Raw genomic sequence first — 23,683 nt, forward strand, 5'->3', positions numbered from 1 at the left:
TGTCGTCAGGAGCGCCCGTAGCAGGCCGTGATGTCGATGTAGACGTCCGCAATCCGACAGCCTTACCGACCGCGCCTGAGCGCCAGCGTCTCCCATTCAATGGCCGATCGCATTGTCAGCTGGGAATCAGCCCATGGGTTCGGGCGAAGAAGAGCGCCTGGGTCCGACTGTTGACGTCAATCTTGCGAAACAAACGCCACAGATGCACCTTGACAGTGTGCTCACTGATGTCAAGTTGCTCTGCAATTTCCCGGTTGTTCATCCCTCGTTCGAGGCACGCCAGAAGTTGCGTTTGGCGCTTGCTCAAGGAGAGCCCAGCAACAGAGTTGGCGGTCGGAAGCGCCTGGACGTCGGGGTCGACGTTGCCCTGAAACAGCCTCTTGAGAGCGTTGGACAGCGTCGTAACGCCAGCGGCCTTGTCGATGTAGACGTCCGCGCCGGACTGGAGGCATTGGTCCTCCATCTCATCCGCAGGCGAGGCCGAATAGACGGCCAGCGGCACAGAAGGGAACAAGTCCCGAGCCTCCAGCACACCAGAGACGCCCTTCGTGTCAGGAAGGTTCAGGTCGAGCGTGATGAGGTCTGGATGACCGTGTGCCGACACCGCCGGCCTCAACTTGCCAAGCCGTTCGAGCTCGACGATGTTTCTGCCTGGGCGAAGGCGCCGTAGAACCATGGCGACGGCCTCTCGCATCATTGGATGGTCGTCGACGACGTAGATGTTCATGCGACGCATGCCTCCGTCGCATTCCGGGCCACATGAAAATGGGTGCCGCCCGCCTTGCCAACGATGTTGCCAGCCAGGTCTGCGTATTCCGGTTCGATGTAGACGAGATGCGAATCGCTGCTCAACCTTGCCACCTCGCGCCAGTCCTGCTGGTCTTTCGGCAGCATGTCGCCTGGTTTTTGATTCAAGCTCATTGGATAAGGAATGGCATACACCCGGCGGTCGGGGTGCCCGTGTGCGATGTAGAGGGTTTCGACCCAAGCGTGAGAAGACATTTGCTGCGTTCGCGATTGCTGACGGCCAATATACCGACCTGCTGTTTCACGATTGCGGCACACCATGGTTTGCAGGTACACACTTCGTAGTACCCATCATGGAAATCCCCTATGAAATGAATTCGGAGTGTTGCTGGGTGGCAATGAAGAAGGTGGGTCGCACGCCTTGCATTGCACCGAGGGGTGACATTCGCGCTCGCGCTCGCCCGACTGGAATTTCCCTTCTGATGTCATTCCGAGCGAGGCGGAGCGCATTGGGAATCGCCTGCGAGTGCTCGGCATTCGGTCGTAGTCGCCGCGCAGACGAGGGTCGGCGAAAGGGACGAGGGGCCGTTTCTGGGCCGCCCAAAGTCTCCCCTAAGTCATACGGCCCAGACTGCCCTTCGGCAGCCCGCTCTTCTCCTCCTCCTCCCTCCCTCAAGGGCTCATCGACAGCGACTGAAGCGTCGTTCAGCGCGACCCAACGACCGCTCTGCCGCGCACCATTGGAACGAGTTGCCTCCAGCGCCTTCCAGCGTTTCGTCGCCGGTTTGGAATGTCAGCATTGGCAAAACGGGACGGCCATTCGCCTCGAACCCTCCGACATCGTCCAAGACTGAGGTCACCGCAAATGCAATGCTCCCTGTGAGCTGTTCGACCAAGTCCACTGGTGTGTCGGCCTTTTCAAGCTCGCCTTTGATGGCCCTGATGAGTTCGGCCGTCAATGCTTGCTGAAGGGGCAGCCTGCTGCCTTATGCAGGGCGCAGGGCCTTCACTCCGAAAACTCCAACCCCGGTGTGCAATGGACACCCGTAAGACTTACGACTTTGGCTCCGACCTCCTCGAGCACCTTGGCCACACTCGCGCCGTGCATGTGGGCTAAAAAAGCTTCGCAGAGTCCTCAGACGGCACTAGAACTTCAACGAGTTGCTCCTGCGTTCGACGCTATTCGCCTGCGGCGAGGCAGGCATTGAATGCGACCTCCGGTCGAAGTTTCGGTCGGCTGGATTCTGCCCAAGCGTCATCATCTTCGGTGGGGATGACTGGAGCGGTTGTCGAACCTAGGCTGGCCAACGAACTTCGAGGGGATGGAAATGGCCAACCAACCATGGAAGCTCTGCGTGGCTATCGCTGTCATCGCTGGAGCATCCATTGCTCATGCGGAAGACCTCGCCGTAACGGCCGATGAGTTCCAAGCTTCAGTTGTAAACAAAACCATGAGGGTCAAGTCGACCTCAGGCAAGGTCTACGAGATGCAATTGCGCGATGGCGGCAAGGCCATCGTGGCCGTCGACTACAACGATGTGGGCCGCTGGCGGCCAGCCGAACCAAATGGCTTTTGTCTGAGTTGGAACAAGCAAGCGCCCACGGAGAATTGCTACACGATGGTCAGACGCGATGGAGCGCTTGCGATATTGTCGGCGAACGGAACTCTTGGAAGTTGGGTTGAGAGCGTCCGATAGGTAGGTCGGTCGCGCCGCGATGCGCGTTATGCATGTCAAGCAAACGCGTCCGTCGACCCGAATGTCCGTTCCTGGCCGTGAGCCGAAGCGTCAAGACGAGGCCCTGCACCCATCAGCATGGCGGAAAACCTCAAGAAGCAGGTCGGCGGAGCTTAAACGACGGCGAGCGGCAACTGTTGGCCGGGTTTGCACACCGACCCCGACCCAAGAAACCGTCAAGTCCTTCCGAGGCTCATGTATGCTCATTCACCCCAAGCTTGAATCTAGTCGATGAGCCGAGAACTCACTGAACACCGCGTGGTTGTCATTGGCGGGTACGGCTTTTTCGGGAGTCGACTGGTAGAACGCCTTTCGTCGCAGCCGAACACTCACGTCGTTGTTGCTGGTCGCTCCCTTCAGGATGCTCAAGCTTTGGTTGAGCGATTGCGCCTGCAGTCGAAGGCGCGCCTTGGCGCCGCCGTCGTGGACGCCATGTCCGCGGACTTGCCTCGGGAGCTCAAGCGCCTTTCCCCCACCACCGTCGTTCTCGCTTCCGGCCCATTCCAAGGCCAGGACTACCGGGTCGCGCGAACATGTATATCGGTCGGCGCGAACTACATCGACCTGGCTGATGCGCGCGCTTTCGTGGTCGGAATCCGGGAGCTCGACTCAAACGCCAAGGCAGCCGGCGTGTTCGTCAGCAGCGGGGCAAGTTCGGTCCCAGCCTTATCCAGCGCGGCCGTGGACCACCTCGTTCAAGGCATGTCGACCGTTTGCGGCATCGACATTGGCATCAGTCCTGGCAATAGGACCGAGCGAGGTCTGTCGACTGTGAAGGCCATCCTCAGCTACTGCGGAAAGGCGATACCCACCCATGGCCCGACTCGAATGATTGGATGGAGCGGGTCTCGTCGCCATCGCTACCCAGCGCCGGTCGGAAGTCGCTGGCTGTCACCGTGCGATGTCCCGGACCTCGCGTTGCTGCCACGTCGGTATCCCGGCGCGCCAAACGTACGGTTTGGAGCCGGCCTCGAGCTTTCGTTCCTGCACAGGGGGATGAACGCCATGGCGTGGGCCGCTCGCCATGGCCTCGTCCGTGACTGGTCCTCGCATGCGCGCTGGCTCAAGAGTGCCGCAGACATCTTCAAGGGCTGGGGGTCCGATGCGGGAGCCATGCACGTTTCGGTCTCTGGGCTTCGGAACAACGACGTCGAGGCGTCGCGCAGCTGGAGCCTGGTCGCAACGCATGGCGACGGACCTTACGTTCCGACGTTGGCTGCAGCCGCATTGGTTCGAAAGCTCGCTACAGGCGACGGACTACCCGCTGGCGCGATGCCCTGTGTGGGTAGCCTGTCGCTTGAAGACTTTGAAGAAGAAGCGCGAGGCCTGAACATCCACATGGCAGAGGTAGCCGCATGAAAGCCGCGTCGATGTACGAGCAGGCCCTGGGAGAGAGTTTCAACAGTCTTCCGCTCGCCGTGCAGCGCTTTCACACATTGGTCGGCCGGCAAGAGCTTCACGGCTGGGTCGACACCGATGCACCGTCAACGCTCGCGGCGAGGCTCCTCGCGCTTTGCCTTGGAACACCTCGTCGGGCGACAAGCGGCCCCATTCGATTCGAGCTCCACGCAGCTCCAGAGGCTGAGACATGGACCCGTCATTTCCCAGGCCAGAAGATGACCTCCCGCATGCGCCTCGATGCGCGTCAGGTCGTCGAACACCTCGGCGCCGCACGGCTGACTTTTAACCTCTGCGAGGCAGGAGGCCAGCTTGAGATGCGGTTGATCGAACTGCACTTCCTTGGAGTGCGATGCCCGCGCTGGCTACTCCCGAAGGTAGTTGCGAAGGAGACGGGGCAAAGTGACCGGCTTCACTTTCGAGTTCAAGCCTCGCTGCCCGCGATTGGCACCGTGGCAAGCTATCGCGGACACTTGACCATCAGCGAGAAGGAACCAGCGTGATTGTTGTCTTCGATGCGCAATGCCTGCTCTGCAACGGTTGGGTGCAGTTTCTGCTGCAACACGACCGACAGGGTGTCGTTCGGTTCGCTTCAATCCAAGGTGCAACCGGAAAGGGCTTGCTCGCCGAGGCGGGTTTGAAAGTAGATGGCTTGCAAACGCTGCTCGTGGTTGACGGGGCACGCACGTGGCAACACACATCAGCCATCCTACGCGTTCTCCATGCGCTGGGATGGCCATGGCGCCTCGCCTGGGGCGCCTGGCTGGTGCCGGCGCCGTTGCGCGACACGCTCTATCGGTGGGTCGCGCGAAACCGATATTGGTTGTTCGGCCGCACCGAAACATGCGCGATGCCACCTCTCGACTACGCCGAACGCTTCTTGGATTGACGGCCAAGGCATGTAGGTTGGCAGCACCCGCCCGGTCAGCCGACCGACTGCTTTCGGGCGAATTCTGGGTCTTCCTCGAGCGGCCGCTTCTGGCCGCATTCTGACCGTCGCGCTACTCCTCTGTTTGCTGGGCCTCGGCCTGCCGGTTCCAGGGCGCTTGGCGATGCTCGCGCCATGCCATCCAGCCTGGTTGCACGTCCGCAAGCTGGAGCAGGGTCGGGTCCCGGTCAACGATGCTTGCCAAAGAGACCAGCATCTCGTCCGCTGCGTCGAAGGCGTCGCCGGTGAGAAACTGCCAGCCGCCATCTGTCGCATCCCGTGAAGCCATGAGGACCGGCTTCACGCCCTCGACAATCGACCGAACTGTCAGACAGGTCACGTTGGGTGGGCTGTCGAATGGCCAATCTCGCGGTTTGGAAGGCATCGCTGAGTCCTGGAACAAAATGTCTGGTGTTGCCCGCATTCTGCCCTCCCGCCAAGAACCCGATTGGGGTAGCAGCGGGACTTCGGAGGTGCAACTGCACTGAGACACTGGAGCACGCGTCCGTTGTCCGGCAAGATGGCAACAGCCCAAGGGGAACGTCGTGACTGCCTACCTCATCGCTCAGACGGAAATCCACGACCACGAGACCTACGGCCGGTACAAGGAGCAGGTCCTACCCATCATTCAGAAGTTCGGCGGCCGTTTCATCGTGCGTGGTGGCAGCCTCGAAGTACTGGAGGGCGACTGGACGCCCGGCAGATTGGTGGTGATTGAATTCCCTTCCATGGAGCACATCCGTGACTGGTTCGCTTCGCCCGAGTACGCGCCGCTGCTGGCCATGCGCCAACAAGCAGCCACCGACTACCTGGTAGCGGTCGAGGGCTGCTGAGCCACGGTGAGCTGGGCTTTTTGCGCCTGCACCGGCGCAGATGCCCGCGTGGGCATTTGTACGTCCTTCGGTGCGACGAGAACACCGGAGATTGGGAGCTTGCTGCCTTCACGCTTGGGGCCGGCTAAGTCCAGCAGCGACCCCATCGCCCTGAGGGGCGACGATCGTCCACGTCCGGTCGGCGGTTTTCCAGTAGCGCAAGGTTTCGGGGGATGCCATCTTGCCGCCATACCCCAACGCCAGCCATAGCCTCTGACGGCTTCTTGGTCGCATGGAGTGCGGGAGCTGGCCGCCGACTGTAGCCTTTCGCTCGTCGGTACCGCTCATCGCACTCCGAGAGCGTTCGCAAGTCGCTCCAGTGTTGCGAGCTGCCAATTCCTCTCAGCGACAAATGACTCGGGATCGCAGACTGCGCCATAGCCGCCGTCGCCGTAGACCGCAGCGTACGCGGCGTAGTCTGCCGCCTGAACAACACGGCCGCCCAGTGCATTCGCCACGGCATAGCTTGCTGATACAGCTGCGTGACCCACCCCGTCCAATGATCGAGAGCCTTGATGCCGATTGGCCAAGACCGCGGCTTCAGCCGCGGCCCGATCGAGCGATCCTCGATCCGCTTCCCCCTTGACGTACGCCTCCAGGATGTCGAGGCAGCGCGCGACACCCTCGTCCTCAAGCAAGTGACGGACTCGTTGCACGCATTCACAGGCAAACGCGAACTTCAGCGCCTCATATTGCGCAGACGATTCACAGGCCTGCAGGGCTGCGGAAACTGCATCGGTCATGGCTTGGCGTCCCTCAATCCAGGAAAATCAACAGCTTACGAGCGCCGCATCCAATATTGCACCTGTCGAGTTTCCAAAGTTCCGCCGGCCGCGCCTGGGCAGCACAATGTGAGCTTGGCGGTCACGCCCACCACCCCGTCAACTCGCAACAACCTTTTCAGGACTGATGTCGATGATCTACGAACTACGCGTCTACACCGCAATGCCTGGCCGGCTACCTGAAGTTCTTGCCAGATTTCGCGATCACACCGTGGGCATCTGGAACCGGCTGGGAATTCGTCAACTCGGATATTGGACGACTGCAGTCGGACCTGACAGCAACGCGCTTACCTACATGCTTGTCTGGGAGAGCCTGGCCGATCGTGAGGCCAAGTGGGGCACGTTTGTCGTCGATCCCGAATGGGTCGAGGTCAGAAAGACGAGCGAGGCAGCCGGACCGATTGTTGCGAAGATGGACAACTCGTTCTTGGCGCCAACCTCTTTCTCGCCTGCGAAATAGGCTGGCGAAGGCAAAGGTCGCGCTTCCCGGCTTTCCGGAGCGCGTGCTTCGGGTGCAGCCCAAACAGGGACGACTCTTCACCGAATGCCCCGGCTGGAAAGTCGGAACGGCGGATCCGTCGGTCAGCGCCCCGGTCGTGAGCGATGCGCCGGTACTGATCCTCGAAGGCATGTTCGACGCCGCCACCGCGCCGGCATGGGTCGCATCATGACCGCCTTCCTCGACAGCCCGACCGGGCCGGTCGACGCGAGCTGCGCCGCTCGAACGGCATGGAAGTTCTCCAACTAGAGGTGCCCTGAAGCAAGAGGGGGATCGCGTTTCGGCGAGGGAAATTCGCGCGCGGCTACGCCAATGTGCGCGCAGATGCCCGCGACTCATCCATCAGGCAATCCGGCCTTGCGGAGGCCCTCGATCAGCCGCGCGCGCTGCGCGAGGAAGACGGGGTCGGTCGAGGGACTGAGGAACACGACATAGGCGATCGAGTCGTTTGGCAGCAGTTCGCGATGCCTGGCCATGTGGGCAGCAGCCTCGGCGTCATGTCCGCGCAGCGCATCGATGGCGGCGAGCATCGCATAGGGTTGCCCGCTGTTCGGATATTCGGCAACCCACCTCATGGCCCACCTGTAGGCTTCGTCGTCCCTGCCCTGCACGAAATTCGCGATCGCCGACAGCGAATAGACGGCATACAACAGGCGGGCGTCCGCCGGACTGAGCCCGCGGGCCTTGTCGATTTCCTGCTGGGCTTCGGCAAAGCGGCCCTCCCAGATCAGCTGGCGCGCCACGAAGAGGTGGGCGAAGGCGTAGTTCGGACTGATCTCCAATGCCTTCTTGTACATCGCCATCGCCTCGGCCAGCTGTCCGCTCAGGCCGAGCAGGCTGCCCCAGGGCAGGAGGTTCTCTGGCACGTCAGGACGCAGTTCCATCGCCCTCTTGAGCGCTTTCTTGCCGGGTTCGACCAGGCTCTGCGGGTCGCGGCTGAAGTAGCTGGCGATCTCGATCTGGTAGCTGGAACCCACCCCTTGGAGCGCGGCCACCGAATCGGGATCGACTTTCAGTGCCGCCTCGAAGCGGCTGCGAGCCCGCAACACGTCGTCGCGCGTCGCGAAGCGATTCAGGTCGCGCCAGCCCAGACTGGTCAGGTCGGCGGCATCGACCACGTGACCGGGCCGATTGGCACGCACGTTGTCGATCTCGAAGAACTGCATGCGAAACGCACTGGCAACGCGTTGGTCCAGGTTGGAATGTTGGACATCGGCTGGCGTCGGGAAGGTCGAACGGTTCAATCGGATCACCTCGCCGGTCTCGACCGAGGTCAAGGTCGAATCGATGACGATGGCGCCGCCATCGCGCGTCACGCGACCGCCAATGACGTAGCGGACCCCCAGTTCGCGCCCGATTTGCGCGATGTCGGGCGCAGGCGCGTTGTAGCGCGCGGTCGACGCCGGGCCGATCACACGCATTCCATGCCGCAGCGAGATCTGCGCGCTGATATCGTCAGCCAGGGCGTTCCCGAGCACTGAAGTGCCGCCAGGCGCGTCGGCATCGACCAGCGGAAGCACCGCAACGGCATGACGCGCAGTCAGCTCGTCGTCGATGCGCAACGGCGGGGGCTGGCGGATCTTCCAGACGGCACCAGCGACGCCCAGAAGCAATGCGCAGATGAACGGGACGAGCCACCATCGCCGGTCCGGATTCCGACTGGTGCGTTTCGGTCCATCCATCGCCGGCTCGGGCTGTGGCAATTCCTGAGGTCGGGTGGCCAGCCTTTCGACCGTCGTGTCGAGCATGTAGCCGCGGCGCGGCAGCGTCTTGATCAACACGCCCCGATCTCCCAACGCCGCACGCAGTTCGCCCACGCATTGAACCAACGAGTCGTCGCCGACGACCACCGACCCCCACAGGGCCCTGATCAGTTCTTCCTTTCCGAGCAGCCGGCCCGGATGGTCGAGCAGATGGCGCAGCAAGGCGCGTGGCTTGGGTCGCATCGAGATGGCGACGCCATCCTTGCGCAGTTCGTCGCGCCGCGAATCGAACTCGAAGCCGGCAAAGGCCGCGATGCCATCGCCGACGGCGTCGGGTGCACCCATCGGGGGCCCGTCGCCGATTCGGTGATTGATCGTCGATCGTTCGTCGTTCATTCGGCCACCCCTCGGGCGCCGCGTGCCCGCCAGCACTAGCGTCGACACACCGGCCACCACACCGCATTTTGATCTTTACATACCAGGATGGGGGGGTTTCGTGAGGATGCAAAACGCAACCCGCCCCGGTGCCGGCACGACTGCGAAGATCGGCCGTTGCCTGATCCGCACGCTCTTGTGCGTGGTGGCGATCCCTTCCATCTCCGACGACCCCGCGCATGGGCCGCCCACCGATCCTCCCATCGACTTCGATCTCCCGTCCCGGGATCTTGTCTTTTCAAGGAGTCCAAGCTGCCCGGCTGACTTGTCTGGCTCGAAGGCAGGTTGGTTCAAGGAGTGGCCGATGTCACGTTCATCCGCGTCACCGACCATCCAGCAGGAAGCTGGACAGTGCAACTTCAAGTCGACTCGAGATCAAGAGGGTGAGACACCCGGACATTGCCGAGGTGGCGCAGCAATCCGGCGTTCCCGTATCGACGCTGCGCGTCTATGACGAAAAGGGGGTGGCGAGGAGTAACTCCGCCCCGGTCGATCCTTGATGAGTGCAGGCTCGCGTCGCCAGTAAGCCAAAGTGTTTCCTTTTCGTGCCAGTTGCCACAAAATGCGCGCACCAACCCTGAGGAGCCTGCATGAGCGTCATGGCGGCAATCGATACGGCGGTGCGGCTGCAGCTGGCGCGCGACAAGCCGGCCGTCGTGTGGAAATACGGCGACCTCATGAATGCGGCTGGCGGGCTCGCCTTCGACCAGGCGAGCATGGGCACCTTCCTGCAGGACGTCGCGGCGCGGCTCAAGCTGGACACCCCGTCGCTGAGCTATGACTGGAACCGCTCGAACACCGCCGAGTGCCTGCAGTCGAGCGTCTATGTGCTGATCGGCCGGATCGCTTCTGACATCGACCGCGCGGACAACGACAAGGACTGAGCGTCATGGCGGACTTCCGACCCGTCGCGCTGCCGCTTTTCGACGCCGACGCGCCCGCCTCCGCGGCGTTCGAAAACCCGGCTCTCACCCGGTTCGCCGGCGTCGTGTCCATCGCGCCGGATGGCTACAGGCTGCACCGGGCCGCGGATCTCATGGGCCTGGCCGGCAGGACCGGGGGACTGCCCCTCGTGCGCGCCGGAGGTCTGCTGGCGCGAGAGCTGACGGCCGAGATGGCGGCGAACGCCGGCCTCGATCCCTTCGCCCCGGAGCTCCGCGGCGTTGCCAACCTGTGCCAGAGCCTGCACGTGGACGCGCTGGTGACGCAGCAGGTGCAAGGCGCCGACGGCCGGCCGATCGTGATGGCGTACGTCGACGCGAAGTACGACATGAGGCTGGTCGGGAGCAAGTACCGATGCGCCGTCGGTGGCGAGAGCTACGACGAGCGGGACTACAAGACCTACGGCGGGCAGTGCCCGTTCCACAAGGCACCGCTGCGCTGAACGCGCGAACGGCCACCTCATGTTTGGCCAGGTCCTCGACAAGCTCGACACCTATTTCGGGCGCGCCTTCCTGCTCGCGCGCTATGTGCCCTGGCTGCTCTTCGCGGCAGCGAACCTGGTGCTGGCCTGCCTCGAATTCCCGGCCGTGCGCGCCTTCGCGGCGCAGGCCTATGCGGCCCCGGCCGGACGCGTCTTCGACCTGGTCATCGCGATGCTGGCGATCTGGGTGATCGCCTATGCGACCTCGCCGCTGGCGCAGTTCGTCACGCGCTTCCTCGAAGGCGCGACGATGTGGAAATGGGTCGCCCATCTCACGATCGTGACCCATGCCCTGCGGCGCGACGCGCTCGAGAGCGCGTACCGGCGCGATTTCGCGTTGAGTGCCGCCCTGCCCAAGTCCGGCGCCGTGATCGAGGCCCTCCAGGACGATCGGGCCGTGGGCGCCCGCCACCGCAAGATCGGCAACCGGCGGGCGATCGACGCGGCAGAAAAGGACATCGCGCGGCTGCGCACCGAGCGCTGGTTCAACCGCGTGATCTCGCCCGAGCGCTTCGAGAGCGCGCGCCGCGCCTTGTCGAAGGCCTTGCAGGAGAACTGCGCCGACGCGGGTCTTTTTCTTGAAGCCGCCGAAAAGCAGCAGGCGTCGCGATTGCACGAGCTGCACGAAGAGATGGTGCGCCACCTGGCGCCCTATGCCCTCGACCGGGCCGAGCAGATCGAGGAACAGGCGCTGGCCGAGCGCGAGCGCCTGTTCGGCGAAAGGGAGCTGGCGCCGACCCGCCTCGGCAACGACGCGGCGGCGCTGCGCAGCTACTGCCTGACGCGCTACGGCATCGAGTTCGACTTCTTCTGGCCACGCTTCCTGCTCGTCGTGCAGAAGGACGCGAAGCTCAGCGACTCGCTGGCGATGGCCAAGATCCAGCTCGACTTCTCGATCCTGACGCTCACGCTGACCGTGGCCACGGTCTTTGCCTGGTCGGTGTTTCTGTTGTTCGATGGGCGTTCGTTGTGGACGGCCCTGGCCGTGATCGGACTGGGCCCGGTCGTGGCCTACGGATGGCTCGGCATCGTGCATGCGAGCTATTCGGGCTTTGCCGAGACGGTGCGCAGTGCCATCGACCTGCACCGGTTCGAACTGCTTGCGGCGCTTCGGCATCCGCTGCCGGCCAGCACCGACGAAGAGAAGGACGCGTGGGCGGAGGTCAGCCGGCTGTCGATCCTGAACAGCAAGACGAATGTCGTCTTCCAGCACCCGGCGCCATGATGATGAAAGGCGTTCGGCACGTCTCTGTCTTGCGATGGTTCTTCTTGGGGCTGCACGCGTTGCTCGTGATCGCCATCCTGGTGCTGATCGCGGGACGCCAGCCCCGGGCCGACGTGGCCGCCACCACCAAGCCGGTGACCGCGCCGGCCAACACGCTGGCCGCACTGGTGAGCATGCCTGCGGCCCTCGCGAAGCAGCGCCAGATCGTCCGCGGCGCATCGGTCAGCGTCACGTTCAAGAAGGCATCGACCCAGGTCGCGGGCAAGGTCGTCTCGCAGGAATGCGACGACATCCGCTGCGTGCTGGTGATCGGGCTGTCGGGCCTGCCGGCGCCGGTGCTGGCGGCGGATGCGTTGGAGGATGCGGAGGTGTCGCTTGGGGGGGCGGGGAAGGCGCCTTGAATGCTTTGCCCTTTGGTTGGGGCTTGGACGCCACCAATGTAGCGCCTTGACGCTCTCAAACGAGTGCTTGTGCAGTGCAAGTGCCCAAATATGGATGCCATCTCTCTCTGCAGGCGTGCCTCAGAGAGTCGAAGACTTGGCTGAGCGAAGACACAGGCCCCATCACCTCGGTTGAGCAGCTCATGGGCCAAGCCAGCCGGTTCGAGCTCGATGCGAAGCAGGCCGAAGAGGTTCTCGCCGAGGTTGCGAGCGCTGTGGAGCAGTGGCGGGCCGTGGCTGTCTCCGCCGCTGTTGGGCTCAAGGCGAACGAGCTGGAAGACTTCGCCCCAGCGTTTGAGCGGTGAGTTCAATCAAGGCTTGACCGCAAGGGCGAAGGCAACTTCACTGACGGCACCGATCGAATCAGCACATCGAGCGGATCGTTCGACAGCTGAGCGCCGGCAGCGATGCGGGCGCAGGGGTCGGCGGTCGACTGCAGCTTGCGCCACAGGTCGCCCGCCAGCAGCGACATGCCCCCGGTGGCCCAGGCCGCAGTGCCCACGAGCAGCGCGCCGCTGGGGTCCAGTTCGACCGTCGGGTTGCTGAGCGTTCCAGTGACCTTCGCGACGCCGCTCGTCAGGCCGATCAAGCTGAGCTGGAAGAGCTCGCGTCGCACCGCCCGGTACCCGAACAGGATCTCGCCCGTTTTCAGGTTCACCGCGCCACCGCCCAGGATGTCCAGGTGCTGCAGGCGCAGCGCGATGCCGTCGCTGGAGGTGGCGACGCCGTCGGCAATGGCGAAGCGCGCGGCCGCACATTCGAGCTGGGTGTGCTGCGCCGCCCTGCGGCCGGGCAGCAGCGCCAGGAGGAGGTTGCCGGCGACCCTCTCGAAGCCATAGCCCGAGTGGATGGGCAATGTGCCCGCGCCGGCAGTCAGCAGGAACTCCCCTCGCCCGGCCGTGAGCATGTTGCGCATCGTGGTGCCGGCGCCAGCAAGCTGCGCATTGATCGACAGCCGGGGCGTGGCGGCCCCGCTCGGCGGCCCCGATCGAGCCGTGTACAGCGCCTCGGTATCGACGTCCTTGAGTGACAGGCGCAGCGCCGCACCAGGCACTTCCTGGCGCAGATCGAGGCGCAGTTCCCCGTGCATCTCGCCTTCGGCCGCCGCGGTCGACAGCTGGATCAGTCCGTTCGTGAGGGTGCCATCGACTTGCAGCTGCGCCAGGTCGTAGCGATGCAAGAGGAGGCGCTCGGCGCGCAGCTGCAACTGCGCGTCGCGCGACAGCAGGAACGGCATGCGGATGGGCCGGTCGAGCACCGGCGTCTCGTCGGGCGTGGGCTCTGTCCATTGCGTGGTATCGATCAGCCTGGACGTGAGATTCGCGGACACGCTTGGCCGGTCGCGCCACCGGATTCGCAGCCGCCCGGCCGCATCCGACTTGCCGGCCTGTGCGCTGAGATCGTCGACGGCCACCTCGCCGTCTCCCAGCGTGACCTGTCCCGAGGCGCTGACCGGGAGCGCAGGCAGGCGCGAAGCGCTGAAGCTCGTCGCCGTCTTCGCCAGGTCGTCGATCTCGATCCGGGCGGCGAGCCGCGTGCCCGTCGGCGCCGCAAGGTTGCCCACGTTGCCCTCCAGGCTGGCGCGCGCGCCGGGCAGTGTCGCCTGCAACGCCAGCGGCACGTCACGCAGGCCGATCAGCCGCTGCAGTGGCCCGCTGGTCGCGAGCACGTGGAGTTTGTCGCCGTCCAGGGCGGTGCCCAGGTTCGCCTCGATCTTCGGCCACGCGGTCTCGGGGCGCAGCAGTTCGGCCAGCGGCCCGGCGACCACCGTCAGGTCGATCGGCGCGCCGAGCGCATGGCCCGCCCCGCTCGCGCGCACCGGGCCGCCCGGCTCGACCTCGATGCCGGCCTGCTGCACCTGGACCGGGGAGCGGTCGCGCCCTACCGAAAGGGTGAAGGGAGCGGTGCGAGCGGACAGCTTCGCCTGCTTCATGAGTTCGCGCACGCTCGTGCCCTGCGAGCCGAACTGGACTTGCAGCCCCTGGATCGCGCCGCGCATCGTGTCCGGCCGATTCGGCGTCCGCAGCAGCGCCGCCACGTCGATGCGGTCGGCCTTCGCGTCGGCATCGACGCGCCATGCCCGCCCGCTCGCGTCGACCGTGACATGGCCCTGCACCTGCGCGTTGGCGACCGTGGCGGATGTCAGGTCGATGGCGAGCTTGCCGCCCCGCAGATTGGCGAGCGCAGCCAGCTTGCCGATCGGGACCGGTGCGCCGGCAATGCGGGCAATGTCGACATCCAGCCTGGCATCGAAGGTACGCAGCGGCGCCAGCGGCAGGGGTTCGTCGAATGCACTGCGCGGTCCTGGTTTCGTGACGCTGCCGCCAAGCCTCGCGAAATCGAGCACCGCAATGCTCGCCTTGCCATCGATCTGCGGCCGGTCATCGCGCCAGCGAAGCGTGCCGTCTCCCGTGACGTCCGTGCCGGCCAGCGTGGCGGCAAGCCCTTGCAGGTGAACCACGTCGTCGCGCCAGCGCACCCGGCTGCTCAGGTTCCTGGCCGGGACCGGCAGGCCGGTGACGCCTGCAATCCGCAGGGAAAGATCCGCTTCGAATCCGCGCAGCCACGCCGGCGCACCCGCACCGGGCACTTCCCGTGGCCGGGACTCGCGGGCGGCCGATTCGAGTGCTTTGAGCTCGGGCTGATTCAAGTCCAGCTGGCCGAGGTTCAGCGCCCCGCTGAGCAGCGCGCGCGGCGCGCTGGCGTAGGCGAGATCTCCCGACACCGCCGTGGCGAGCACCCGGCCACGGATGTCCTTGGCCGAATAGCCTTCCTTGGAATTCGTCACGCGAGCCGCAAGATCCACCGGCAGGGGTTGGCCCGGGCGCAGGCCCGCCAGCAGCCGCAGCGGCGCCAGCGCGTCGCCCCGGGCGGTCAGCGCCAGGTCGAAGTCCATGGCTTCGGCCGCAGGCGTGATGCTTCCATCGGCGCTGAGCGTGAAGCCCGCGAGCTCGGCGCGCAGCGCCAGGGGCGCGCCGCCATCGGTCTTCAGCAGCTCAGGCCATGGCGCGCCGCTGGCCTCGAGCGAAAGCGCCGCATCGCCGAGCTTGCCCGCGAGCGTCAGCCGCGTGTCCACGCTCGCGCCGAACACCGCCTTGCCCGACCCGATCTCGAGGTGCGACGGCTGCATCGGCAATCCGTCGAGCGACAGGCTCAGGCCGTCGACCTGCAGGCTGCCTTGTGCGTTGCGAGCCTGTGCAGACAAGCGATAGGGGCCCCATCCCGGCAATGCCCGTCCCAGGACGCCGGACCATGCGTCGAGTTGTTCGCCCGTCGCCTCGATGCCGAGTTCAACGCCCTCGAGCGACGCGATCGATGCCAGTCGCACGTCGAGCGTGAGGGCCGCCCCCTTCGGTCGCAGGCCGACGGACAGGCGCCAGGGCGCGCCGTCGATTGCAGCCTGCAGCGAGGCGTCGGCCTCCACCTTGAGCTGCATCGGAGTGTCTCGATATTTGGCAAGCGCTTGAATACGGAACGGCACGCCGTCGCTGATCGTGGCCTCGGCGGTATCGAGACGAACTTGCTCGACGGCGCCGCCGCCTGGCCGCCAGCCGATGCGGACATCAGTCAGCGATACGGTGCCGAAGTCTGGCAATACCGCGCGCTGGGTGCTCTGACGGGGCGTGCCGAAGGGCCAATTGCCCTCGCCCTCCGCATTGCGCTCGAGCAGCAGGTCCACGCCCTCCAGGCGCATGTCGCGCAATTCGACCCGACCCTTCCACAGGGCGACGAGATCGAGGCGCGCCTCGCCCTTCGCGGCAGTCACGAAGTCAGGTCGCGATGCCCAGGGCGGGTTGGCGATGCGCAGGTCGCGCACGGACAAGGTCGGTCGCAGGGCGAGGTCGAACGACACGCTGCCTATCGACACCTGCCGATCCAGGACGGATGAAAGCTCTCGCTCCAAGGCGCGTTGGTAGACATCGGCGTCGCGTGTCTTCAGGAAGAGCATCAGCCCAAGGGCCGCGGCAAGCAGCAGCCCGACCGCCCACAGCAGCGCCCTGGTTGTGCGTCGACGCCATGGCGGCCCGGGTGTGGTCATGGTGGAGCGATGCGCGGCTGGCAGTCGGGTGGGGGGATGGATGACGAACGAAGTGCCGCCATCGTAGCGAAAGGCGTGCGGGAGCAGCCGCCAGTTCCTGGCGCCCTGGTGTGACAGACTCGCGCTTCAACTTGTCGCGTCATGAGGGCCTCATGGAGATTCGCCGGTTCAGGCTGGGTGATGAAGCTGCGTTGTTTCGCGTGTATTTCACGGCCATCCACGAGATTGCCTCCGGTGACTACTCGCCCGAGCAACTCGACGCATGGGCGCCAGCGGACCTCGACCCGGCGCTTTGGGCAAGCCGGGTTCAGGGAATCCAACCCTTCGTCGCCTTGCTTGGCGACGAGATCGTCGGCTACGCGGACGTCCAGCACGACGGGTACATCGACCACTTCTTCGTGTCGGGCGCCCATCCGCGGCAAGGCATCGGGACCCGGCTGATGGCCCGTATCCATGAAGAGGCCAGGCTTCTTGGCCTGAGCGAGCTGACGTCGGATGTGAGCATGACCGCCGAGCCGTTCTTTGCGCTCCACGGATTCAAGGTGGTCGAACGGCGATTTCCGGTGCGTCGGGGCGTGACCCTCCAGAATGCCCTGATGCGCAAAGCGCTCGATTGATCCCGACAGGCTCACTCCCAGCCGCTCGCTACCATCCGCAGCCTGGCGTTGACCGAGCCGTTCTGGGGCGACCTTCAGCGCTTCCCCAACAACGGCGATCTCCCGATCTTTTCCCGCGGTGTCGGCACCGCCGGCTCCACGTCCGCGAACCCCGCCTGCGCGATGGCACCTTCGAGCGATGGCAGGCTCCAGCTCTTCTGCAGCCGCATGCTGTTCATCCCGGCATTCCATGCATGCAGCATCCGCGGGCCCGTCTCGCGAAAGCCGGGGTAGCGGCGAGCCGCTTCGACCACCTGCGGCGTCACCTGGACGATCGCCTCGCAGATGCGCTCGACGCGCTCCCGGGTCTGCGCGGGCAGCACGCCGCAGCGCGTCTGCAGGAAGCGCTCCAGCGCCTTTCCCGGCGTCCAGGTGCTGCGCCCATCGACAGGCATGCCGGGCGGATTCTTCGCATAGTCTTCGTAGACCGAGATGGTCAGCATGTCGTAGACGGGGGCCAGCGCGATGTGCTCGCGCGAGCTGTAGAGCAGCGCGATGTTCTTGGTGTGGCAGTCGGCATTGCGCAGCGCGTAGGTCAGCAGCAGCAGGTCGGCCAGCTGCGACAGCGCTGCGTTCTGCTGCGCGGCAACGGGCACCACGTCCTTGATGCGGCCGACCACGCGCTCCCAGGTCGACTGGTACTTCTCTTCGGGCCGCAGCGACAGCAGGCTGCAGAGGTCTTCCATGCCCTTGCGCGTGACGCCGTCGTCCTCGAAGTCGAAGCGATGCACCACCAGCGCCTGGCCGTCATCGGAGACCTCGGTCTTCGCGGTGGGTATGCCGGCCTGGCGCGACACCTCCATGCAGAGGTGTTCGTTGAGCGCGACGCCGGGGAGCCGGGAGGTCGTGCCTTTGATGATGTGCCGGTCGGTGGCCAGCGTTGCCTTGCCGTGTTCCGCGAGGGTGTTGGGCGAAAGGAACTTGGGGACGACGCCAGACACGCCCGACACGGCGTAGCGGCGCACCAGGTCGACGAAGGCCGCTTCGGAGTTGTCGCCCCGCAGGATGCCCGCCAGCTCGAAGGGCACGGGCGGCTGCGTCGGGTCTGCGCCAGGCATCGCGACCTTGACACGCCCGATGGCGTTGCGCCCCACCACCGACAGCAGGTTGAGCGGCGATGCACCGACCTGCGGCCCCAGCTGCTCCTGCAGGATCGACAGCAGGAAGCCTTCCGGCAGGTTCATGCGGAAGACGGGGTGCAGGTCGGGATAGGCGTAGGACTCTGTGCGCACAGGCATCAGCAGCGAGGCGAACTGCCCGGGCTCGACGTCCGGGTGATACGCCATCACGTGGCGGAAGCCGTCGGTGGACTCCAGGGTCGCCACCGGCTTGTCATGGACGAACACGTGCAGTTTCATCGGCGCGCTTCGCTGTCGCCGGCGATTTCACGCTGTCGTTCGGCCAGCGCGTCGTCGAGCGTGAAGCTGCGATTCACCGGGACGTAGCTCATCTCGTAACCCAGAACCTCCAACAGGCGCAGCAGCTTGCGCGACCCGAACTCAGCGACACCACCCGTCTCGAAGCGCGCGAGCGTGGACTGGCCCATGCCGCAGGCGGCAGCCAGTTCCTTCTGCGTCAAGCCGCGCTCTTTGCGCAAGCGCGCGAGCGCACGGCCAAGGTCAGGCAAGCTATTCATATGCTCTATTTGCTATGTATATTCCAGGCTCAAGCGGATTTTCTCCTGTGGATTGTCGAAACATCCAGGCTTTCGATACTTCATTTATGGCAAATACAGCATACATTGGGCTGCGCCGCATGGCAAGGGTACGGTGAACAAAAAAGCGCCCCGACGGGCGCTTTCTGCACTCGACGCCCGGCGGACGGTGCGTCCGCTACAGGCTCAGTCCCATCCGCTCGCCACCATCCGCAGCCTGGCCTTGACCGAGCCGTTCTGGGCGACAGTGCCCGGCGCGGGTTGATGCAGGTCGATCAGGACAGGCATCGGCTTGGCGATCGCCTCCGGGCTGAACTCCTGCGACCACGATCGCTTGTCGGGGGGCAGCTTGTCTTCCAGCCAGTCGTAGCTGACCATCCAGCTGCCTTCCGGCGGCGCTGCCGCGTTGCCCTGGCTGAGAAGAAGCTTCTGGTAGTCGGCGGGGTCGTAGAGCGTGACCACCAAGGAGTCCCGGAAGAGCTGGACGCCCTCGTAGTGGCCATCGGGCCAGAAGGCCTTGTCCACCTCGTAGTCCGGCGCACGAATGCCGAGGGTCACCGAGTAGGAGATGCCCGGTCGGTCGCTGTTGACCTTGGCGGACTTGATGAGGAAGACCGTCGACAAGTGGACGGATTCCACCTGCCCTGCCTTGAGCTTCTTCAGATCCTGGTACGTGCGGCAAGCGGGTGAATCGTCCTCCGACTTGCGCCGGCTCAAGGCCCAGGTCTTCCCTCGCGTTCCTACGGTCAGCTCGATCTGGTAGACGGCATCGACTCTGCGCCCCGCGTCTTCCTGCTGCTGCACGATCGCCGGCAGCGTCGCACTCTCGATGTCGAGCCACAGGTCGATCCGGAAGTTGCCGAACAGGAAACGCACCAGGTTCTGATAGGCCTCCTCGGAGTTGACGATTCCGAAGCTGCCCGAATGCGAGCGATAGGCGTAGGCCGTCGCGGTCGGCTTGGCAATGAGCGGCGCGTCTTCGCCGTCGCCGACCTTCTCCTGATACCACAGGGTGGCGTTGTCGATGCGGACCAGGCCATCGCTGCCGCGTCCGACGAAGTTGCGGGAGAGCCCCGCGGCGACCTCGTAGTCGAGGCGGTTGGTCCCGACCATGCAGAACCAGTGGGACGGCGGCGGCAAGATGTCCTCCGGGAGGTAGTTGATGTTGCCGCCGATGAGCTGCTTGTCGAGGTAGGCGCGCATCACGTCCCGATTGAATGTCGATGCATCCTTGAGAAAGCCGGGGAGCACCCGCGGCACGTTGAAGCCCCCCAGCTCGATGCCGTTGTGCGGGGTGGCGTACGTGAAGACCTTCGCGACCGTGTCGCGGACCGGGGCGACCTTGACCTCGCCGTCGCTCACCAGGATCTTCGAGACTTCGTTGGCCTTGTTCTGCAGCAGTGCCCGGACGATCAGGCCGCCCATCGAATGCGCGACGAGGTAGCACCGGAAGTCGGCATCGGTGTAGGTGGAGCCATCCTTGTGGGATTCGTGGTTTCGCACGAGGAGGCGAACCGTCGCGATCAGCTTTGCCAGCTCCTTCGCGTAGTCGGAGATGGAAGAGCTTTTCCCGGTGCCGACCAGGTTCGACCCGGCGTCGTAGAACCGATGGATGATGATCGAGTTCATCGGGATGCCCTTGTCGACCCGGGCCTGGCCCATCGGTCCGTTGCTCCAGGTCGGGTCGAGGATCTGGATGCCGTCGGTGTACATCACCTCGTACTTGTGGTCCAGCGACAGTCGCACGATGGGCGACTCGAAGAAGTAGGCCTGGGGCCGATTCTTGTCGGCGGTCGCGCGTGCGACGGTCGATCCGACGTTGAAGCCGCAGTACGGGTCGGCAGCGGTCTCATCGCGCTCGCTGGCGCTGAAGGCGAAGCCTCGCACGTAGATGATCGGGTACCGCTTCGCCGTCGACAACGCTTCGACGGCGGCTTCTGCTGTGGCCATGGCATCTCCTCCGGATTCAATGATCCAGGGGGACTATGTTCGACCGGGCGCGGTTGCTCAACTGGCCGAAGGAGCTATCCAGGACTCGAGGCAGTCAGCCGACCGGAACACGGTTGACCAGTTCGGCCCCCGACTCGAAGGCACTGATGCTCTCGATGGTGGTCTGCATGATCTGCCCGATCGCCTCCTGGGTGAAAAAGGCCTGGTGGCCCGTCACGATCACGTTATGAGACGACACCAGCCGCTGGATGACGTCGTCCTCGATGATGGTCGACGACAGGTCCTGGAAGAACAGGTTGGACTCTTGTTCGTAGACGTCGATGGCCAGTCCGCCGAGTTGCCCGGTCTTCAGCGCGGCGATCGCAGCCTCGGTGTCCACCAGGGCGCCGCGACTGGTGTTGATGAGGATGGCACCGCGCTTGGCGCGTGCCAGCGACTCGGCATTCACGATGTGCCGGGTCTGGTCGGTCAGGGGGCAATGCAACGAGATGACATCGCAGTCGTGAACCAGGTCCACGGTGCTCGCATAGTTCCCGCCCATGGCCTCGAAGGCAGGGTTTCGGTACTGGTCATAGCCCAGCACCGTGCACCCGAAGCCCAGCATGATGCGCGCAAAGATGGTGCCGATCTTGCCGGTGCCGATCACGCCCACCGTCTTGCCGTGCAGGTCGAAGCCCATCAGGCCGTCGAGTTCGAAATTGCCGTCGCGCGTGCGCGCGCTGGCCCGCGCGATCTTGCGGTTCACCGCCAGCAGCAGGCCGACCGCAAACTCGGCCACCGAATACGGCGAGTAGTTGGTGACGCGCACGACCTCGATGCCCAACCCTGCGGCAGCCGCGGCGTCGATCTGGTTGTAGCCAGTGGAACGGGTGGCAACCAGCCGCGTTCCCTGCGCGGCCAGCAGGGTCAGCACTTCGGCATCGACGTTGTCGTTCACGAACACGCAGACAGCCTCGCAGCCGGCGGCCAGCGACGCCGTGCTGGCCGTCAACCGGTCTTGCAGGAAGGTCAGTTCATGCCCGGCCCGGGCGTTCGCCGCGGTCAGCAAGGCCTTGTCGTAGCTTCTTGTACTGAACACGGCTGTCTTCATGAAATCTCCTTGGCGCGGCCCACAGCATTGGGCCATCGGCCGGTTTCTGTCAACTCGACCCTCAAGGATTGCCCGGCGCTGCCGATAGAGGCGTTGGGCCCCAAATCGGTGCTGCGCACCGACTTGAGGTCATCCGGACTTCGCGTTCATATCAATTCAATCGACAACAGATGAAAGTCATTCCAGATTTCGCTCTCCCGTCCTCGCGGCTTTTCCAGCGCTCGGGCATCGCCTGCGCAGTGGCAGCCGCGCTCGCACTCACCGCTTGCGGTGGCGGGGGCGGAGGCGGTTCATTTCCTGTGACTGGCCAGCCTGCGCAAGGCGGCGGTTCCGGCACTGGCGGCCAAACACAACAGATCGCAGCCGGAACCATTTCGGGGACCGCTGCCGCCGGCCTGCCGCTCATTGGCACGGTCATGGTACGGGATGCGAAGGGCGCGACCAAAACGGTCCCGCTGTCGTCCATCGGCGGCTATTCGGTCGATGTCACGGGCATGACCGGCCCGTTTCTTTTCATCGCTCAGGGGCGTGCGGGCAGTTCACAGTACACGCTCGTCTCGGCCGGCACCTCTGCCGATGTCAACGGCAACATCAACATCACGCCGTTCACGGACTTGATCGTGGCCAACATTGCCGGGCAGGTGGCATCGAAGTACTTTGAAAGCGGCGACTACAGCACGCTGACCAAGGAGGCCCTGGACGCCGAGGTGAGCGGCCTCAAGGCGAAGCTCTTGCCTGCCCTCCTCGCTCTTGGCGTCGATGCGAGCGTCGACCTGCTGCGTACCTCGTTCACGCCGCTCGCGAGTGCCTTGGACACGGCGCTGGACGTGCTGCGCATCAGCGTGGACCCGGCCAGCAACGTGGCCCACATCCTCAACTTGGTCACCCGGCAGCAAATCGACGACGACTTGGCAACGCGAGCCGCAGCCGAGACCGGCGTGACGCCAATGGACGGTGCGGGCATGGCCTCCGCTGGCAACGACATCTTGCAGATTCGCAAGGTGTTCGAGGACTTCTCGTCCAAATTCGCCAACGGAGCACCCGTTGCCGCCGCCGTGCTGCCGCTCTTGACCGACGACTTCCTTTTCCAGGACAAGGACGCCACCCAGTTCAGCGCTGAAGTCGTGAGTGACCCCAATCTCGTGGGCGGCAGTTTTACCGACGTCACCCCGGTCGGCTTCGACAAGGACAAGTCGAGCGTCGTGGTCGATTTCACGCACAGGGACAAGAACGGCGTCGCCTTCAGCCGGCAGCAGAATGTTCGCGTGGTGAAGGGTGAGGACGGTGCCTGGCGCCTGGCCGGTGACGGACAGCCGCTCGAACTCGACATCCATGCGCAGGCCTCGTGGGCGGGGACTGGAAGCTGCGCGAAAACCGGTTTCGACATCATCATCAAGGACCACAACGCCGACAACAGCGGCGCCGTGGCAGCGGTTGTCGTGAACGGCCCGGGCCTCCCGCAAGCGGGCCTGAAGTTTGTCCCCGCCCTCAACCTGCGCGACACCAACTGGTTCTGGTTCGATCCCGCCTGGCCCCAGGTGCCGAACGCAGGCTACGTCATGCAAGTCGACTGCACGAGCAACCCGGCGATCGGCCAGAAGTCGGGGGACGAAGCCGCCATCACGGCAATCCCCGATGACGCCCGCTATGTCTTCAGGGCATTGGACGCAAGCGGTCAACCGGTCCAGTACAAAGGTGCGGACATGGTCTACACGCGCAGCGTGCCACGTCGACCGCTGACGACGGCCGAGGTCGTTGCGACGCCGCTTCCTGTGATCACTCCGTCCGTGCCGACCACGCAGTACACGGGCGGACCCATGACGCTTTCGGTCGCCGGTATCGTCAACCGGGACTTCGCAACGCAATTCGCCATGGCAGTCTGGAGCCCGTCGGACCCCGAGCACACCTACTCGAATCAGGGGGCGGATGTCGCGACTCGACCCGATGGCACTGCTTCCTACAAGTTCGAGTTCCCGGTCTTCGAGGCGACCTGGCAGACTTTCAGTGCCACGACGACGGACACCTTCTGGCGACAACTCAAGGTCGATGGAGCGGGCGCCAGCATGGTGACGCCTTGATGTTCGAGGCGCCGCCGAGCCAGCCACG

Annotated in this window: 24 protein-coding genes; 14 read left to right on the forward strand and 10 right to left on the reverse strand. The window is 64.7% G+C overall.

Annotation, left to right across the window (positions count from 1 at the left end; translation table 11 throughout):
* Positions 1–115: 115 nt before the first annotated feature.
* On the reverse strand, positions 116–727 hold the full coding sequence (locus tag QTI68_RS24040) for a response regulator transcription factor (RefSeq protein ID WP_286525149.1): 612 nt from the start codon (positions 725–727) through the stop codon (positions 116–118).
* Positions 724–1,083: a hypothetical protein gene (locus QTI68_RS24045; RefSeq protein ID WP_286525150.1), complete on the reverse strand. Its 360-nt coding sequence runs from the start codon at positions 1,081–1,083 to the stop codon at positions 724–726. The genes QTI68_RS24040 and QTI68_RS24045 overlap by 4 nt, the downstream gene beginning before the upstream one ends.
* Positions 1,084–2,075: 992 nt before the next feature.
* Here QTI68_RS24045 and QTI68_RS24050 point away from each other — a divergent pair.
* The 4 genes from QTI68_RS24050 (at position 2,076) to QTI68_RS24065 (ending at position 4,770) form a co-directional block, all read left to right on the forward strand.
* Positions 2,076–2,444 (forward strand): hypothetical protein, encoded by a 369-nt coding sequence (locus QTI68_RS24050; protein ID WP_286525151.1) that lies wholly within the window; start codon positions 2,076–2,078, stop codon positions 2,442–2,444.
* A 270-nt stretch (positions 2,445–2,714) separates the two neighbouring features.
* Positions 2,715–3,842 (forward strand): saccharopine dehydrogenase family protein, encoded by a 1,128-nt coding sequence (locus QTI68_RS24055; protein WP_286525153.1) that lies wholly within the window; start codon positions 2,715–2,717, stop codon positions 3,840–3,842.
* Positions 3,839–4,384, forward strand: a complete 546-nt coding sequence (locus QTI68_RS24060) for a DUF4166 domain-containing protein (RefSeq protein WP_286525154.1) — start codon at positions 3,839–3,841, stop codon at positions 4,382–4,384. Before QTI68_RS24055 ends, QTI68_RS24060 begins: the two co-directional genes overlap by 4 nt.
* Complete coding sequence (locus tag QTI68_RS24065; RefSeq protein ID WP_286525155.1) at positions 4,381–4,770, forward strand: thiol-disulfide oxidoreductase DCC family protein; 390 nt, start codon at positions 4,381–4,383, stop codon at positions 4,768–4,770. Before QTI68_RS24060 ends, QTI68_RS24065 begins: the two co-directional genes overlap by 4 nt.
* 112 nt (positions 4,771–4,882) lie before the next feature.
* On the opposite strand, the gene QTI68_RS24070 is transcribed toward QTI68_RS24065, so the two are convergent.
* Positions 4,883–5,194, reverse strand: a complete 312-nt coding sequence (locus QTI68_RS24070) for a hypothetical protein (protein ID WP_286525156.1) — start codon at positions 5,192–5,194, stop codon at positions 4,883–4,885.
* A 160-nt stretch (positions 5,195–5,354) separates the two neighbouring features.
* On the opposite strand from QTI68_RS24070, the gene QTI68_RS24075 reads away from it, so the two are divergent.
* Positions 5,355–5,642: a DUF1330 domain-containing protein gene (locus QTI68_RS24075; protein ID WP_286525157.1), complete on the forward strand. Its 288-nt coding sequence runs from the start codon at positions 5,355–5,357 to the stop codon at positions 5,640–5,642.
* Positions 5,643–5,965: 323 nt separating this feature from the next.
* Here QTI68_RS24075 and QTI68_RS24080 read toward each other — a convergent pair whose 3' ends face one another.
* Entirely contained in the window at positions 5,966–6,424 is a 459-nt protein-coding gene (locus tag QTI68_RS24080; RefSeq protein ID WP_286525158.1) for a hypothetical protein, read from the reverse strand.
* A 172-nt stretch (positions 6,425–6,596) separates the two neighbouring features.
* Here QTI68_RS24080 and QTI68_RS24085 point away from each other — a divergent pair, with 172 nt between their 5' ends.
* Positions 6,597–6,923, forward strand: coding sequence for an NIPSNAP family protein (locus QTI68_RS24085; protein ID WP_286525160.1), 327 nt, complete (start codon positions 6,597–6,599; stop codon positions 6,921–6,923).
* Positions 6,924–6,975: 52 nt separating this feature from the next.
* Positions 6,976–7,134 carry an alpha/beta hydrolase gene (locus QTI68_RS24090; RefSeq protein ID WP_286525162.1) on the forward strand — a complete coding sequence of 53 codons (159 nt, stop codon included), beginning with the start codon at positions 6,976–6,978 and terminating at the stop codon, positions 7,132–7,134.
* Between the two features lie 163 nt (positions 7,135–7,297).
* Here QTI68_RS24090 and QTI68_RS24095 read toward each other — a convergent pair whose 3' ends face one another.
* Positions 7,298–9,061 (reverse strand): winged helix-turn-helix domain-containing tetratricopeptide repeat protein, encoded by a 1,764-nt coding sequence (locus QTI68_RS24095; protein WP_286525164.1) that lies wholly within the window; start codon positions 9,059–9,061, stop codon positions 7,298–7,300.
* 629 nt (positions 9,062–9,690) lie between these two features.
* Here QTI68_RS24095 and QTI68_RS24105 point away from each other — a divergent pair.
* The 5 genes from QTI68_RS24105 (at position 9,691) to QTI68_RS24125 (ending at position 12,493) form a co-directional block, all read left to right on the forward strand.
* Positions 9,691–9,984: a hypothetical protein gene (locus QTI68_RS24105; RefSeq protein WP_286525166.1), complete on the forward strand. Its 294-nt coding sequence runs from the start codon at positions 9,691–9,693 to the stop codon at positions 9,982–9,984.
* 5 nt (positions 9,985–9,989) lie between these two features.
* Positions 9,990–10,484, forward strand: a complete 495-nt coding sequence (locus tag QTI68_RS24110; protein WP_286525168.1) for a hypothetical protein — start codon at positions 9,990–9,992, stop codon at positions 10,482–10,484.
* A gap of 19 nt (positions 10,485–10,503) precedes the next feature.
* On the forward strand, positions 10,504–11,748 hold the full coding sequence (locus tag QTI68_RS24115) for a hypothetical protein (RefSeq protein ID WP_286525170.1): 1,245 nt from the start codon (positions 10,504–10,506) through the stop codon (positions 11,746–11,748).
* Between the two features lie 65 nt (positions 11,749–11,813).
* Positions 11,814–12,149: a hypothetical protein gene (locus QTI68_RS24120; protein WP_286525172.1), complete on the forward strand. Its 336-nt coding sequence runs from the start codon at positions 11,814–11,816 to the stop codon at positions 12,147–12,149.
* Between the two features lie 182 nt (positions 12,150–12,331).
* Complete coding sequence (locus QTI68_RS24125; RefSeq protein ID WP_286525173.1) at positions 12,332–12,493, forward strand: hypothetical protein; 162 nt, start codon at positions 12,332–12,334, stop codon at positions 12,491–12,493.
* 2 nt (positions 12,494–12,495) lie between these two features.
* Here QTI68_RS24125 and QTI68_RS24130 read toward each other — a convergent pair whose 3' ends face one another.
* The gene (locus tag QTI68_RS24130; protein ID WP_286525175.1) at positions 12,496–16,227 is read right to left on the reverse strand and encodes an AsmA family protein; all 3,732 of its coding nucleotides are present in this window, start codon (positions 16,225–16,227) and stop codon (positions 12,496–12,498) included.
* A 152-nt stretch (positions 16,228–16,379) separates the two neighbouring features.
* On the opposite strand from QTI68_RS24130, the gene QTI68_RS24135 reads away from it, so the two are divergent.
* Positions 16,380–16,844 carry a GNAT family N-acetyltransferase gene (locus QTI68_RS24135; protein WP_286525177.1) on the forward strand — a complete coding sequence of 155 codons (465 nt, stop codon included), beginning with the start codon at positions 16,380–16,382 and terminating at the stop codon, positions 16,842–16,844.
* 74 nt (positions 16,845–16,918) lie between these two features.
* Here the strand turns inward: QTI68_RS24135 and QTI68_RS24140 are convergent, their stop codons facing one another.
* From QTI68_RS24140 to QTI68_RS24155, 4 genes are all read right to left on the reverse strand, one after another.
* Positions 16,919–18,241 carry a type II toxin-antitoxin system HipA family toxin gene (locus QTI68_RS24140; RefSeq protein ID WP_286525179.1) on the reverse strand — a complete coding sequence of 441 codons (1,323 nt, stop codon included), beginning with the start codon at positions 18,239–18,241 and terminating at the stop codon, positions 16,919–16,921.
* Entirely contained in the window at positions 18,238–18,519 is a 282-nt protein-coding gene (locus QTI68_RS24145) for a helix-turn-helix domain-containing protein (protein WP_286525181.1), read from the reverse strand. The genes QTI68_RS24140 and QTI68_RS24145 overlap by 4 nt, the downstream gene beginning before the upstream one ends.
* Before the next feature lie 204 nt (positions 18,520–18,723).
* On the reverse strand, positions 18,724–20,487 hold the full coding sequence (locus tag QTI68_RS24150; RefSeq protein ID WP_286525183.1) for an esterase/lipase family protein: 1,764 nt from the start codon (positions 20,485–20,487) through the stop codon (positions 18,724–18,726).
* 94 nt (positions 20,488–20,581) lie between these two features.
* Complete coding sequence (locus QTI68_RS24155) at positions 20,582–21,577, reverse strand: 2-hydroxyacid dehydrogenase (protein WP_286525185.1); 996 nt, start codon at positions 21,575–21,577, stop codon at positions 20,582–20,584.
* A 170-nt stretch (positions 21,578–21,747) separates the two neighbouring features.
* Here QTI68_RS24155 and QTI68_RS24160 point away from each other — a divergent pair, with 170 nt between their 5' ends.
* A complete protein-coding gene (locus tag QTI68_RS24160) occupies positions 21,748–23,655 on the forward strand; it encodes a hypothetical protein (RefSeq protein WP_286525190.1) in 1,908 nt (635 codons plus the stop codon).
* The last annotated feature ends 28 nt before the right edge of the window (positions 23,656–23,683 follow it).

Source organism: Variovorax sp. J31P207, assembly GCF_030316965.1.
GTDB lineage: Bacteria > Pseudomonadota > Gammaproteobacteria > Burkholderiales > Burkholderiaceae_C > Variovorax > Variovorax ginsengisoli_B.